This window comes from Streptomyces sp. NPDC086835 (genome assembly GCF_044745705.1).
In the GTDB taxonomy this organism is placed as follows: Bacteria; Actinomycetota; Actinomycetes; order Streptomycetales; family Streptomycetaceae; genus Streptomyces.
Genome location: NZ_JBIVAU010000005.1, coordinates 453,605 through 467,817, shown reverse-complemented (window position 1 = coordinate 467,817; position 14,213 = coordinate 453,605). Strand labels below are relative to the sequence as shown.

Annotated in this window: 9 protein-coding genes; 8 read left to right on the top strand and 1 reads right to left on the bottom strand. The window is 74.6% G+C overall.

Features of this window, described 5'->3' with window-relative positions; genetic code table 11:
• The first annotated feature begins 185 nt into the window (after positions 1-185).
• From ACIPJI_RS19945 to ACIPJI_RS19925, 5 genes are read left to right on the top strand one after another with little or no spacing between them, the layout of a single operon-like run.
• Positions 186-1,802 carry a CocE/NonD family hydrolase gene (locus ACIPJI_RS19945; RefSeq protein WP_402247679.1) on the top strand — a complete coding sequence of 539 codons (1,617 nt, stop codon included), beginning with the start codon at positions 186-188 and terminating at the stop codon, positions 1,800-1,802.
• A complete protein-coding gene (locus tag ACIPJI_RS19940; RefSeq protein ID WP_402247677.1) occupies positions 1,799-3,166 on the top strand; it encodes a YcaO-like family protein in 1,368 nt (455 codons plus the stop codon). The genes ACIPJI_RS19945 and ACIPJI_RS19940 overlap by 4 nt, the downstream gene beginning before the upstream one ends.
• Positions 3,167-3,176: 10 nt before the next feature.
• Entirely contained in the window at positions 3,177-4,583 is a 1,407-nt protein-coding gene (locus tag ACIPJI_RS19935) for a nitroreductase (protein WP_402247675.1), read from the top strand.
• Positions 4,580-6,316 (top strand): ABC transporter ATP-binding protein/permease, encoded by a 1,737-nt coding sequence (locus ACIPJI_RS19930; protein WP_402247673.1) that lies wholly within the window; start codon positions 4,580-4,582, stop codon positions 6,314-6,316. Before ACIPJI_RS19935 ends, ACIPJI_RS19930 begins: the two co-directional genes overlap by 4 nt.
• The gene (locus ACIPJI_RS19925) at positions 6,313-8,082 is read left to right on the top strand and encodes an ABC transporter ATP-binding protein (protein WP_402247671.1); all 1,770 of its coding nucleotides are present in this window, start codon (positions 6,313-6,315) and stop codon (positions 8,080-8,082) included. Before ACIPJI_RS19930 ends, ACIPJI_RS19925 begins: the two co-directional genes overlap by 4 nt.
• A 266-nt stretch (positions 8,083-8,348) precedes the next feature.
• On the opposite strand, the gene ACIPJI_RS19920 is transcribed toward ACIPJI_RS19925, so the two are convergent.
• The gene (locus ACIPJI_RS19920) at positions 8,349-10,037 is read right to left on the bottom strand and encodes a PucR family transcriptional regulator (protein WP_307709031.1); all 1,689 of its coding nucleotides are present in this window, start codon (positions 10,035-10,037) and stop codon (positions 8,349-8,351) included.
• 296 nt (positions 10,038-10,333) lie between these two features.
• Here ACIPJI_RS19920 and ACIPJI_RS19915 point away from each other — a divergent pair, with 296 nt between their 5' ends.
• The 3 genes from ACIPJI_RS19915 to pucD are packed head-to-tail and all read left to right on the top strand — an operon-like array spanning position 10,334 to position 14,195.
• The gene (locus ACIPJI_RS19915) at positions 10,334-11,224 is read left to right on the top strand and encodes a xanthine dehydrogenase family protein subunit M (RefSeq protein ID WP_356624892.1); all 891 of its coding nucleotides are present in this window, start codon (positions 10,334-10,336) and stop codon (positions 11,222-11,224) included.
• A 2-nt stretch (positions 11,225-11,226) separates the two neighbouring features.
• Positions 11,227-11,817 carry a (2Fe-2S)-binding protein gene (locus tag ACIPJI_RS19910; RefSeq protein ID WP_402247669.1) on the top strand — a complete coding sequence of 197 codons (591 nt, stop codon included), beginning with the start codon at positions 11,227-11,229 and terminating at the stop codon, positions 11,815-11,817.
• Between the two features lie 2 nt (positions 11,818-11,819).
• Positions 11,820-14,195, top strand: coding sequence for a xanthine dehydrogenase subunit D (gene pucD, locus ACIPJI_RS19905; protein ID WP_402247667.1), 2,376 nt, complete (start codon positions 11,820-11,822; stop codon positions 14,193-14,195).
• Positions 14,196-14,213 lie beyond the last annotated feature (18 nt).

Sequence of the window (14,213 nt, the reverse complement as noted above, 5' to 3'; positions counted from 1 at the left end):
GGCCACGGCCCACGCTCCTGCGGAAGCGCACGGCAGCTTCCGGGGCGCGGCCCGCTCCCGTGCCGGAAACGGCTGACGTGCCGGAAGCGGTGTGGGTCTCGGGCGGCGCCGCAGCCGGCTCGCGCTCCGCGCCTGTGCCGGCGCGCACGGCAGCTTCCGGGGCGCGGCCCGCTCCCGGGCCGGAAATGGCGTCAGAGCCGGAAACGCTGCCCGTCTCGGGCGGCGCCGCCCCAAGTTCGGGCCGCGCCGTCGCCGCCTCGGACCGCACCGGGTCGGTGCCGAAGCACGAGCCCGTTCCCGTGCACGAACACGTCCTCGTCCGCGTGCGCGTCGACGGGGCGAACCTTGCCACCACCGTGCAACTGCCCGGTGGCGAAGGGCCCTTCCCGGCCGTCGTGCTGCGCACCCCGTACGACCGGCGCAGCCATCGCGACGAGGCGCGCGCCTGGGCCGCCAGGGGCTTCGCGGCCGTGGTCCAGGACGTCCGCGGCCGGTACGCGTCCGACGGGGACTGGCAGCCCTACCGGCACGAGGAGGCCGACAGCGCCGCCACGCTCCGCTGGGTCCGCGGCCGGTCCTGGTCCGACGGACGGGTCGTCGCCGCCGGCTCCTCGTACGCCGCCCACTGCGCCCTCGCGGCCGTCGGCGACGGCGACCCCCGGAGCAGGCCGGACGCCGTGATCGCCGCCGTGCCCGCTCTCGGCCTCGCGGAGACGGCCCGCGAAACCGGCGGCGTCGAGCGGCTGTCGGCCCGCGCGGGCTGGTGGGCGGCGCACGGCGACCGGCCCGACTCGGACACGGCGGCCCTCGACAAGGCTCTCGCGTGCGACCCCCGGCTCCTCGAGCACCTGCCCCTCGTACGTCTCCCTGAGCGGCTCGGGCGCATGCTTCCCTCCTGGCCCGGGCTCTGGGCCGCGCCCCACCGGCCCACGCCGGCGCCCCGCGCGCCGATCCCGCTCCTCGCCGTGGGCGGCAGCCGCGACCCGTTCGCCGACGACACGCTGCGGCTCTGGCTCAACTGGGCCGGCCCCGCCCGGCTGCTCGTCGGACCGTGGGGCCACGGCCTGACCTCCGAGCCGGCCCCGGAGGCCCGCCCCGGACACCGGACGCGGCTCGGCGCACTGTACGCACGGTGGGCACGCGCCGCCCTCGACGGCGCTCTGCGCCACGAACGCCGGGGCGCCGTCGCCCTCGGCGGCAGCGAACACTGGTACCCGGCGCCGCCCGGCACGGGCGAGCGGACCGCCTGGCCGTTCGGCGTGCCGGGCGGACTGCGGCTCCTCCAGGGCGAGACCTTCGTCGCCGACCCCGAACAGCCCGTACGCTCCGACGACTTGAGCGTCGAACGCCGTGACGTCCCCGACCGGGCGCTGCTCGTGACCCCGCCGCTGCCCCGCCCCCTCGACCTGTTCGGCGCCGCCGAGGCGGAGCTGTGCGCGACCGCCGCCACCCCCACCGCCGACTGGGCCGTACGCGTGGTCGCCCTCGACCCGGCCGGTCGTGCCCGGCCGCTCGCCACCGGCATCGTCCGCAGGTCGGACCCGGCCGGCGAGGAGAGCCGGCTGCGGGTGCCGCTCGGCCTCGTCGCCCACCGGCTGCCCGCGGGGACGCGGCTGCGCGTGGAGGTGGCCGGACACCACTTCCCCGCCCACGCCCGCAACCCGCACACCGGCGATGACCCGGTCCACGCCACCCGTCTCACCGCCTCGCGCAGGACCCTGCGACCGGCCGGCAGCAGCCTCCTGCTTCCCGTCGCACGCGGCTGCCGGCCCATCGACCCCGTACAGGAGACATGCAGTTGACCAGCCCCCTGACCCTCGATGCGCTCGTGGACCCTGTCTGCGGACTGATACGCGCCGTGGAGCCCGTACCGCACCCCGCGGGCGCACCTCCCCGCTACACCGCCATGACAGCGGACGTCGGTGACGCACGCCGTTTCGGGGCGTGGCCGGCCGACCGGGTGTCGCTCGGCACCACGTTCGGCGATCCAGAAGGCGCGCGGATCGCCGCGGTCGCCGAGGCCGTGGAGCGCTACTGCGGCAACCGGCTGCCCCCCGCCGGACACCCCGACGCGCCCCGCCGGGCCACGGCCGCCGAGCTCCTGTCGGAGGGCCGTACCCTCTACGGGCCGGGGGACCTGCCCGTCTACGCCGACTGGCAGTACGACCGCCCCCGGTTCGAGTACGGCCGCCTCACCCCCGACACTCCCGCGCTGTGGGCCCGCGCGCAGGAGGGGGGCAAGGAATGCTGGGCGCCCGTCGCACTGACCCATCTCAACTGGCGGCAGGGTGGGTTGAGGGAGCTGCCCCGCACCCACCACCTCAACTACGCGGGCATCGCCACCGGTCAGGGCTTCGACGACGCCGTCGAACGGGGACTCCTCGAGGTCGTCGAGCGCGACGCCCTCGAACTGTGGTGGCACCTCGACGGCCCCACCCGCGGCATCGACCCCGGCTCCGTCCCCGACCTCGCACGCGACCTGGACGGCTGCGGCCTCCAGGTGTTCATCGTGGAGATGCCCTCCGAGTTCGCGCCGTGCATGGCCGCCCTCGTCCACGACCCCGCCCGGGGCATCCACGCGGCCGGGTTCGCCTGCCGCTACGACCCGGCGGAAGCCGCCCGCAAGGCCGTCCTGGAGGCCGTACACACCTGGGTGTTCACCCAGGGCACGACAGACGCGGACGGCTGGGTCTTCCGGGCGATCGAGGCCGGGATGCTGGCACGCGGCCTGTACCTGGACCACCGTGCCGACCGCCGCTACCTCGACGACTGCGGCCCCGACTTCCGTGCCGTCCGCGACCTCGGCGCACACGTCCAGGTGTGGCTGGACCCCCGGACGGCGCCGCTGGCCGACCGCTTCACCCGGCCCGCCCTCGGCGTCGTTCCCGTCGGCGAGGTCGCGCACGGCAGCCGGGCCGCTCTGGAGGAGCACCTCGCGGCCGGTGGGCACCGGGTCGTCACCCTGGACCTGACCACGGAGGACGTCGCCGAGACGCCGCTGCGGGTGGCTCGCGTGCTCGTCTCCGGGCTCGTGCCCAACGCTCCGGCAGCGTTCGGCTACTTCGGCTGTCCGCGGTTCGCGGAGGCGGCAGTCGGACGTGGCTGGCGCGAACACGCGCCCACCGGGCCCGGTGACTTCACACTCACGCCGCCCCCGCACATGTGAGGCGGCGACGGTGTCGGATTCGCCCTTGGTGACCGAAGCGCTGGCCCTGGCCCGTTCCACGGCTGACCCCGGCCCCGACCTCCCCGCGGGACCGGCGACCGTGCCGCTGCGCGGCGAGGCGCTGCCCGTCCCCGCCTGCCTGGACCGCACCCTGCGGCTCTCGCTCGCGGGCGACAGGCTGCGGCCCGCGCCCTCGGCCGGCGCGCTGCACCCGGTGGACACGTATGTGCTGCTCGGAACCGGCTGCGGGCTCCCGCCGGGCGTCTACGCCTACGACCCGGCCCGCCACCGCCTGCACCGGCACGGCCCGGCACCGGATCCGGCACCGGAGGGCGCCTTCGCCGTCCTGGGCGTGACCGCGCGCCGCACCGTGTCGCACTACGGCCACCGGGCCTGGCCCCTGGTGCTGCTCGACGCGGGCCACGCGGCGGCCGCGCTCGCCCTGGCGGGCGCGCACGCGGTGTGCCTGGACGCGGACGGCGGGCTGCTGTCCGAGGCGGCCGGAGGCGTCCCGGTCGCCCTGGCCGCCGTGCAGTTGCTTCCTGGGGATCCCGCGGCGCTCGCGCGCTGGGCCGAGGACCCAAGCAGCGCCGTGTCGCCACCGTGGGCGCAGGAACCGCCGGGCTGCCTGCGCACGGCACTGCGGGTCCTCGGAGAGCTCACCGACTCCGGCGAACGGCTGGGCACGTGGCGTACGGTCGCCGGTCAGGGCCCGGACGACTTCGTGCTGCTGACGCGGCGCAGCGCGGCCCCGGGCTTCCACGGAGTGCCGTCGAACGCCGTGCTGGCGCGGATCCTCGCCGCCGCGGAGACCGCGTCACCGGCGGGCCCCCGCTGGTGCCTGGCGGTGGGCGGGCCACGAGCGGGCCTGCTGACGAGCAGCCCGCCGACCGCGTCGGCCGGGGGAGGGGCAGCACCCGGCGGGCCGGCCGCGCACGAAGACCTCGTCCCGCCCCGCGGGCCGGCCGTCACCCTCCACCGACTCGCCTCCGGCGACGTGCTGCCCACACTCGCCCACTGGGCCGCCCGGCAGGGCTGGATCGCCCGAGCAGGGGCCGTGCTCCTCGCGTACGGCTGCCCGGCGGGAGCCCCCGGTGCCCGGGTCCGGCACGACCACCTCGCCGCCGGATACGGGATCGGCCACGCCCAGGCCGCGGCCACCGCCGCCGGCGTGCCGTCACGGCCCGTCGGCTCCTGGCAGGGCGCGGACCTCGGCGCCGCGCTCGGCGGACCTGCAGGACAGGACTGGGTGGTCCACGGCCTGGCACTCGGCCGCAGCCCCGCCGGCGGCGGTAAGCCACAACCGACGGCCGGCCGTTCGGCAGGACCGGCGACAGGCCGTACCACCGGCCGTTCGGCAGGTCCTCCCACCGGCCGTGCGACAGGCCGTACGAACCAAGGAGACGAACCGTCATGATGCTCCACCCGGAGCTGCTGCGCGCCGCGCGTACCGCGCGCCGCCCCCTGCTCACGGCCACCGCGCTCCTCGCGGCCGTCGCGGTCACCCATCTCGCGCAGGCCGTCCTGCTCGCCGTCGCCCTGGCCCGCATCGCCCGCGGGGACACCGGCGGTCTCCCGCCGCTGCTCGGCGCGGTGCTCGCCGCCGTCCTCGCCCGTGCCGTCCTCGGCCGCGCCCAGCGGCGCGTCGCGGTGAACGCCGGAGCGGCCGTACGCACCGGGCTGCGCGACGAACTGCTCGTACGCCTCGGCAGGAAGGGGCCCCCGCAGCAGGCAGACGCGCGGGCCGGAGCCGTACGGGCCACCCTCGTCGACGGCGTGGAAGGGGTCGACGCGTACGTCTCCCGCTACCTGCCCCAACTGCTCATCACCTGCGCCGTGCCGCCGGTTCTCCTGCTCGCCGTGGCGGTCGTGGAACCGTGGGCCGTCCTCGTGCTCGCCCCCGCCCTCGTGCTCGCGATGTTCGCGCCCCGCTGGTGGGACAAGCTGCTGGAGCGCCGCGGCCAACAGCACTGGGGCGCGTACGAGGCCCTGTCCGCCGACTACCTCGAGGCGCTGCAGGGCATGCCCACCCTGCGGGCGGCCGGCGCGGTCGGCCGCACCAGGGCGCGGCTGGAGGAGCGTTCACGGGAACTGCACCGCGCCACGGTCGCCAAACTCCGCGTCTCGCTCGTCGACACGGGACTCACCGACCTCGCCGTGCAGGGCGGCACCGTCGCCGCCGCGCTCGTCGCGTGCGGCGCCGCCGTGTCGGGGCACGCGCCCTCCACGAGCACGTATCTGGTGCTGATGCTCGCGGCCGAGTGCTTCCGTCCCGTACGGGACCTGTCCAGGGAATGGCACTCCGGGTACCTCGGGGTGTCGGCCGCCGACGGGATCGCCGCTCTGCGCACCGCGGAGGGCGGCGTACCCGACACGGGGAAGACCGTCGCCGCATGGCCCGCCGCCCCCGAAGTCCGCTTCGAGGACGTGGACTTCACCCATCCCGGAGGGGGACGCCCCGCCCTCAAGGGTGTGACCTTCACCGCGCCGGCCGGCCGTGTCACGGCGGTCGTCGGGCCCTCCGGCGCCGGCAAGTCGACACTCCTCGGTCTGCTGCTCCGCCGTGCGGACCCGGACCGGGGCCGGGTCCTCGTCGACGGCCTCGACGCCGGCGCGTACACGCTCGACTCGCTGCGCCGCGGCATCGCGGTCGTCTCCCAGGAGACGTACCTCTTCCACGCCACGATCGCGGACAATCTGCGCCTCGGCGCCCCCGGGGCCAGTGACGCCGCCCTGCACGACGCCGCCCGGGCGGCCGGCATCCACGACGAGATCGTCCGGCTGCCCGACGGCTACGGGACACAGGTCGGCGAACGCGGCGCCACCCTGTCCGGCGGCCAGCGTCAACGCCTCGCCCTGGCAAGGGCGTTGCTCGCCGACGCGCCCGTCCTCGTGCTCGACGAGGCGACCAGCGCCGTGGACGAACGCCGCGAGGCCCGCATCGTCGGCGAACTGCTGTCGGCCGCCCGCGGCCGCACCTGCCTCGTCGTCGCCCACCGACTCGACTCCGTACGGGACGCCGACCGCATCGTCGTCCTCGACGGCGGACGTGTCGACGCCGTCGGTGACCACGCCGCCCTGCTCGCGGGGGACGGCGTCTACGCGCGCCTCGTCGCGGCCGGACGCACCACAGAAGGAAGGGCCGCATGAAGACCGGACAAGAGGCCGGGCCGACGGCCGCTCAAATGGCCGAACAGGGAACCGAACGAGGCGCTCTGCGCGCCCTGTTGCCGGTGCTCGACGCCCATCGCGCCATGACCGTCCGCACGTTCGTCGCGGCCCTCGCCGACCAGGCGGCCCTCGTCGCACTGGTCACGCTCACCGCGCACACCGTCGGCACGGCCGTCGTCGAACGCCAGGCTCCCGGCCCCGTGACGATCACCGCCCTCCTGGTGCTCGTCGCCGCGCGCGCCCTCGCCACCTGGCGCGAGATGGACCTCTCGCACGACCTCGCCTACCGCGTCCTGGCGGAACTGCGCGTCCGGGTCTTCGACGGCCTCGCCCGCAGCGCACCCGCGCGCATCCAAGGACGACGCAGCGGCGACCTGGCCTCCGCCGCGCTCGGCGACGTGGAGGCCCTGGAGTTCTTCTACGCCCACGCCGTGGCGCAACTCCTCGCCTCCGGAGTGGTGTTCGGCGGCGGATCGGTGGCGCTCGCGCTGCTCGAACCGTGGCTGCTGCTGCCCGTGCTGCCCGTCGCGGCGCTGCTCGCCCTCGCGCCGCTGCTGGATTCCCGTGGCCGCGCGGTGCGCGGCGCCCGCACCCGGGCCGCGGCGGCCGACCTGTCGGCGGAGGCCGTGGAGACCGTCGACGGACTCCGGGAACTGCTGGCCTTCGGCGCGCTCGACGCCCGGCGCGAACGGCTCCGGGCCCACGGCCGCGCCCTCGGCGAGGCCCAGCGGTCGGAGCAGGCATGGGAGGCGGACGCGGCCGCCGTGCGCGACCTGCTCGTCGTCGTGGCCGTCGTCGGAGTCGTACTGGCGGCCGCCCACACCGTCGCCGGCGCCTGGGCGCCCGCGGCGATGGCGCTGGCGCTCGGCGTGCTCGCGCCGGTCGCCGACTCTGCCGCCGCGCTCGGCCAGGCGGGCGGGCTGCGGGCCGCGGCGGCGCGGGTGGGCGCGGCCGTACGCGCCCCCGCGGGCGCCCCCGCGCCCGCGGCGCCCCGGCCGCTGCCCGCCGGGCCGCTCGGCGTGCGGCTGCGGGGGGTGCGCTTCGACTACGGCGACCGGGCCGTGCTCGACGGCCTCGACTTGACTGTCCGGCCCGGCGAGACGCTCGCCCTCGTCGGAGTCTCCGGCGCCGGCAAGTCGACGTGCGCGCACCTGCTGGCCCGGTTCTGGGACCCGTCGTCGGGGGCCGTGGAACTCGTCCCTGCGTCGGGGCCCCCCGTCGACCTGCGCGACCTGGCCGAACCCGACCTGCGCCGGACCGTGTCCGTCGTCGGCCAGGACGCGCCGCTGTTCCACGGGACGCTGGCGGAGAACCTGCGCCTCGCCGCACCCGACGCGGACGCGGCGGCCTTCGCGGAGGCGGCGCGGGTGGCCGGGGTCGACCGGATCGCCGCGGAACTGCCCGACGGGTACGGGACGCGCGTCGGTGAGCGCGGCACGACCCTGTCCGGCGGTCAGCGCGCCCGTATCGCCCTCGCCCGCGCCCTGCTGACGCGCCCGCGCGTGCTGGTCCTGGACGAGACGACGGCCAACCTCGACACCGAGGGCGACGCGGCGGTGTCGGCGGCGCTGACGGAGGGCGCGCACCTGCGCACGACCGTGGTCGTGGCCCACCGCCCGTCGACGATCCGCCGCGCGGACCGGGTGGCGGTGCTGGAATCGGGACGGGTCGTGCAGACGGGGACGTGGGCGGAACTGGTGGCGGAGGGCGGCGCGTTCGCGAGGGTGCTGGCGCGACGGGGGTAGACGGGGCGGGGGCCGCTGCGCGGGGCCTGTTCCCCACCCCGCCCCTTCCCGTAACCGGGGGCTCCTCCCCCTGCGCCTGGCGGCGTGGGGGACCCCCACCGGACCCCCCTCGCCTCAAACGCCGGCGAGGCTCAAGTTGCCAGGCAACTCAAGCCCGCCCGGCGTTTGAGGGCATCGCGCGGGGCGCGGTACGGGGCCCGGGGCTTGCCCCGGTTCGGGAAGGGGCGGAGTGGGGAGACGGCCCCGCGCAGCGGCCCGACACGCCCTCAGCTCATCCGCAACGCCAGGAAGAAGTCCAGCTTGTCCTCCAGGCGCGACAGGTCACGCCCCGTCAGCTGCTCGATGCGGCCCACCCGGTACCGCAGCGTGTTCACATGCAGATGCAGGCGTGTCGCGCACCGGGTCCAGGAGCCGTCGCAGTCGAGGAACGCCTCCAGCGTGGGGATGAGCTCCGCGCGGTGGCGGCGGTCGTAGTCCCGCAGCGGATCCAGCAGGCGGGCCGTGAAGGCGCGGCGGACGTCGTCGGGGACGAACGGCAGCAGCAGTACGTGTGAGGCGAGCTCATGGTGCCCCGCGGCGCACACCCGGCCGGGTCGTGCCGCGGCCACGCGGCGGGCGTGGCGGGCCTCCTCGAGGGCGCCGCGCAGGGCCTCCGCCGAGTGCACGGCCGCGCTGACGCCCAGCGTGAGGCGCCCGTCGTCGGCCAGTCCGGCACTCAGCGGGGCGCGTACGGACTCGAGGAGCACGTCGGCGTGCAGGCCGGCGTCGACCGGGGGCGGGTCCTCGTCCTCGAGGCCGCCGAGGGCCACGACCGGCAGCGGCACCAGGGCGATCGCCTCGTCGCCGGTGTGGGCGACGGCGATCCGGTCGGCGGAGTCGGCCCCGGCGGCCGACGGGTCGACGAGGATCTCCTCGAGGAGCGACTGGGCAACCGGCCCGGTCTCGACGGTCGAGTCGGCGCCCCAGTCCACGCGCGCGACGATCACCTGCCAGTGCGGCGCCGCGCCGAGGCCCGGCAGCAGCACGGGCGCGGCGACCCGCAGCCGTGCCGCGATCTCCGCGGGGGCCGCGCCGGTCTGCACGAGTTCCAGGACCTCCTGGGCGAGCCGCCGCCGTACCGTGCGGGCCGCCTCGCGCCGGTCCCGTTCCACGGCGATGAGCTGGGTGACGCCCTGGAGCAGGTCGAGGCGTGCCTCCGGCCAGTCGGCGGCGTCCGCCTCCACGGCCAGCAGCCAGTCGGACAGCACGCCCTCCCGTACGTCCCTGACGGCCGGCGAGGTTCCCCTTCCGGTGTTCCGGATCGGGAAGAGGGAGTAGGCCACTGTGCGTACGACGGTCCGGTGCGGGGCGCGCCGGCCGGTGCGTACGGCGGCGAGGTGTTCGCCGGCGAGCGTGGCGGCGACCTCCGCCGGCAGCCCTTCGCCGACGCCGGCGATCTGCCGTCCGGTGGGGGACAGGACCCAGGCGCGGAGGTCCAGGTCCGAGCCCAGCAGATCCAGTACGGCGTCGGGGCCGCCGCCCGCCGGACCGGACGTCATCAGGCGCCTGTGTCTGTCGACGACTGCCGCGAGGTCTCCGGCGCGTTCGCCGGAGACCTGCCGTACGACGTACTCGGTGATCGTCGCGAACGCGACGGATTCGTTCACTGCGAACAGCGGCAGACGGTGGCGCAAACACGCCTGGACCAGATCGTCGGGGATGTCGCCGAGTTCCGCTTCGCCCGCGGCGAGTCCCGCGACCTGCGCGGCGGCGAGGATCCGGACGAACGGCTCCGAGTCCTCCGCGCTGTGCCGCCAGGCGAGCCCGGTGAGCACCAGCTCGCCGCCGGACAGGTACCGGCTGGGGTCGCGCAGGTCCGTGGTCATCACGCCACGTACGCCGCGGTCGAGCTCGTCCTCGCCGCCGAGCAGCCGCAGCCCCAGCGCGTCGTTGTCCAGCAGTGCGCGCAGCCGCATCTCGTCGCCGCCGATCTGTCTCGTTGTTGCCGGTCATGGCCAAAGATCTGTCGCCGGCGTTTCCATGGGGAAACGGTGAGGTTGCCGATCTCCGCCTTTCGTTCGAATCTACAAGACGAGGGAGGCGACCAGCCAACTCCTTCATGGTTTCGGTGACTGCACCGCCCGGATCCGGCCTTGTGTACTGGACCACACCACGTGAACAGCAGATGAACGACGGCATATGACAAGTCGAGGGCCGGCCGTCCCGGGCCCACTGCGACGAACCACCCCGATTGAGAAGAAGAGAGCCACCCATGGACTTCCTTCGCCCTGCCAGCTGGGAGGAGGCGCTCGCCGCCAAGGCCGAGCACCCCACGGCTGTCCCCATCGCGGGTGGCACCGATGTGATGGTCGAGATCAACTTCGACCACCGCCGGCCGGAGTACCTCCTCGACCTGAACCGCATCGGTGAGCTGACCGAGTGGGAGGTCGGCGGCGAGAGTGTCCGGCTGGGTGCCTCCGTCCCGTACACCGCGATCATGGAGAACCTGCGCGCGGAGCTGCCCGGGCTCGCGCTGGCGTCCCACACGGTCGCGTCCCCGCAGATCCGCAACCGCGGCGGTGTCGGAGGCAACCTCGGCACCGCGTCCCCGGCCGGCGACGCCCACCCGGCGCTGCTCGCCGCCGGTGCCGAGGTCGAGGTGGAGTCCGTACGCGGCTCCCGTCTGATCCCGATCGACGAGTTCTACACCGGCGTCAAGCGCAACGCGCTCGCCCCCGACGAGCTCATCCGCGCCGTCCACATCAAGAAGGCCGACGGCCCGCAGCAGTACTCCAAGGTGGGTACCCGCAACGCCATGGTGATCGCTGTCTGCGCCTTCGGTCTCGCCCTGCACCCCGAGACCCGCACCGTGCGTACCGGTATCGGGTCCGCGGCCCCCACCCCGGTCCGAGCCCGGGCCGCGGAGGACTTCCTGAACGCCGCGCTCGAAGAGGGCGGATTCTGGGAGAGCGGGAACATCATCACCCCGTCGATCGCCAAGCAGTTCGCGGAGCTCGCCTCCGGGGCCTGCAACCCGATCGACGACGTGCGCGGCACGGCGAAGTACCGCCGTCACGCGGTCGGCATCATGGCCCGCCGCACGCTCGGCTGGACCTGGGAGCAGTACCGCGGCACCGCCCGCACGCTTGAAGGAGCTGCATAACGATGCGCGTCAATTTCACCGTCAACGGACGCCGGCAGGAAGCGGACGACGTCTGGGAGGGCGAGAGCCTGCTCTACGTCCTGCGTGAGCGCCTCGGCCTCCCCGGCTCGAAGAACGCCTGTGAGCAGGGAGAGTGCGGTTCCTGCACGGTCAGACTCGACGGCGTTCCCGTCTGCTCCTGCCTGGTCGCCGCCGGCCAGGTCGAGGGCCGCGAGGTCGTCACCGTCGAGGGCCTGGCGGACTACACCAAGCAGCGCGAGCAGGGTGCCTGTGGCACGGGTGCCTGTGGCACCAGCCTCCAGGACGCCCAGCAGTGGAGCGCCAAGGGAACCGACTCGCACACCGGCGAGGGCACCGAGCTCGCCCCGATCCAGCAGGCGTTCATCGACGCCGGCGCCGTGCAGTGCGGCTTCTGCACCCCCGGCCTGCTCGTCGCCGCCGACGAGATGCTGGAGCACAACCCGTCGCCGACCGACGAGGACATCCGCGAAGCCCTCTCCGGCAACCTCTGCCGCTGCACCGGTTACGAGAAGATCCTCGACGCTGTGCGCCTCGCGGCCGCCCGTCAGGGAAACCAGGAAGCGACGGTCTGACGATGGCCACCACCGGCACACCCACGAACCTCACCCAGAAGACCAAGGGCGGCATCGGCGAGTCCACGCTCCGGCCCGACGGCACCCTCAAGGTCACCGGCGAGTTCGCGTACTCCTCCGACATGTGGCACGAGGACATGCTCTGGGGCCAGATCCTGCGCTCCACGGTCGCGCACGCCGAGATCGTCTCCATCGACACCTCGGAGGCGCTCGCCCAGGCCGGCGTCTACGCGGTCCTCACCTACGACGACCTGCCGACCGACGTGAAGAACTACGGTCTGGAGATCCAGGACACCCCGGTCCTCGCCAATGGCGTCGTACGCCACCACGGCGAGCCCGTGGCCATCGTGGCCGCCGACCACCCGGAGACCGCGCGCCGCGCCGCCGCCAAGATCAAGGTCGAGTACAAGGAGCTGCCCGTCGTCACCGACGAGGCCTCCGCGACCGCGCCGGACGCGCCGCTGCTGCACCCCGGCCGCGACGACCACCACGCCGGCCATGTGCCGCACCCGAACATCGTGCACCGCCAGCCGATCGTGCGCGGCGACGCCGACGAGGCAGCCGAGCGCGCCGACGTCATCGTCTCCGGCGAGTACACCTTCGGCATGCAGGACCAGGCGTTCCTCGGACCCGAGTCCGGTCTCGCCGTGCCGGCCGAGGACGGCGGCGTGGACCTGTACGTCGCGACCCAGTGGCTCCACTCCGACCTGCGGCAGATCGCCCCGGTCCTCGGCCTGCCCGAGGACAAGGTCCGGATGACGCTCTCCGGCGTCGGAGGCGCGTTCGGCGGCCGCGAGGACCTGTCGATGCAGATCCACGCCTGCCTGCTGGCCCTGCGCACCGGCAAGCCAGTCAAGATCGTCTACAACCGGTTCGAGTCCTTCTTCGGGCACGTCCACCGCCACCCGGCGAAGCTCTGGTACGAGCACGGCGCCACCCGCGACGGCAAGATCACGCACATGAAGTGCCGGATCGTGCTGGACGGCGGCGCCTACGCCTCCGCCTCGCCGGCCGTCGTCGGCAACGCCTCCTCGCTCTCCGTCGGCCCGTACGTCATCGACGACGTCGACATCGAGGCGATCGCCCTCTACACGAACAACCCACCGTGCGGCGCCATGCGCGGCTTCGGCGCGGTCCAGGCGTGCTTCGCCTACGAGGCGCAGATGGACAAGCTGGCGAAGGCCCTCGACATGGACCCTGTCGAGTTCCGGCAGCTCAACGCCATGGAGCAGGGCACGCTGCTGCCGACCGGCCAGCCGGTCGACTCGCCCGCCCCGGTCGCGGAACTGCTGCGCCGCGTCAAGGCCCGCCCGCTGCCGCCCGAGCGCCAGTGGGAGACCACCGAGGGATCGGACGTCCGCGCGCTCCCCGGCGGCCTGTCCAACACCACGCACGGTGAGGGCGTCGTACGGGGCGTCGGCTACGCGGTCGGCATCAAGAACGTCGGCTTCTCCGAGGGCTTCGACGACTACTCCACCGCCAAGGTGCGCATGGAGGTCATCGCCGGCGAGCCCGTCGCCACCGTGCACACCGCGATGGCGGAGGTCGGCCAGGGCGGTGTCACCGTGCACGCCCAGATCGCCCGCACCGAGCTCGGCGTCTCGCAGGTCACGATCAGCCCCGCCGACACGCAGGTCGGCTCCGCGGGCTCCACGTCCGCCTCCCGCCAGACCTACGTCACCGGCGGCGCCGTGAAGAACTCCTGCGAGCTCGTCCGCGAGAAGGTCCTCGAGATCGGCCGCCGCAAGTTCGGCAGCTACCACCCGGCCTGGGCCACCGCCGAGCTGCTGCTCGAGAGCGGCAAGGTCGTCACCGACGGCGGCGAGGTACTGGCCGACCTGGTGGACCTGCTGGAGGACGAGGCCGTCGAGATCGAGGCCGAGTGGCGCCACCGCCCCACCGAGGCGTTCGACCTGCGCACCGGGCAGGGCAACGGCCACGTCCAGTACTCCTTCGCCGCGCACCGCGCGGTGGTCGAGGTGGACACCGAGCTCGGTCTGGTGAAGGTGATCGAGCTGGCCTGCGCCCAGGACGTCGGCAAGGCCCTCAACCCGCTGTCCGTCATCGGCCAGATCCAGGGTGGCACCACCCAGGGCCTGGGCGTCGCGGTCATGGAGGAGATCATCGTCGACCCGAAGACCGCGAAGGTCAGGAACCCGTCCTTCACGGACTATCTGATCCCCACCATCCTCGACACGCCGACCATCCCGGTCGACGTGCTCGAACTCGCCGACGACAACGCCCCGTACGGGCTGCGTGGTATCGGTGAGGCCCCCACCCTGTCGTCCACCCCGGCCGTCCTCGCGGCGATCCGGAACGCGACGGGCCTGGAACTGGACAGGACGCCGGTGCGCCCCGAGCACCTCACCGGCACCTGATCCTCTCCCCACTTCTCC

Bases quoted from the DNA above. Each gene is read 5' to 3' on its own strand.
- ACIPJI_RS19915 (WP_356624892.1), top strand. From the start codon at position 10,334: ATGGACTTCCTTCGCCCTGCCAGCTGGGAGGAGGCGCTCGCCGCCAAG.
- ACIPJI_RS19945 (WP_402247679.1), top strand. From the start codon at position 186: ATGGCGTCAGAGCCGGAAACGCTGCCCGTCTCGGGCGGCGCCGCCCCA.
- ACIPJI_RS19925 (WP_402247671.1), top strand. From the start codon at position 6,313: ATGAAGACCGGACAAGAGGCCGGGCCGACGGCCGCTCAAATGGCCGAA.
- pucD (WP_402247667.1), top strand. From the start codon at position 11,820: ATGGCCACCACCGGCACACCCACGAACCTCACCCAGAAGACCAAGGGC.
- ACIPJI_RS19910 (WP_402247669.1), top strand. From the start codon at position 11,227: ATGCGCGTCAATTTCACCGTCAACGGACGCCGGCAGGAAGCGGACGAC.
- ACIPJI_RS19930 (WP_402247673.1), top strand. From the start codon at position 4,580: ATGATGCTCCACCCGGAGCTGCTGCGCGCCGCGCGTACCGCGCGCCGC.
- ACIPJI_RS19920 (WP_307709031.1), bottom strand. From the start codon at position 10,037: ATGCGGCTGCGCGCACTGCTGGACAACGACGCGCTGGGGCTGCGGCTG.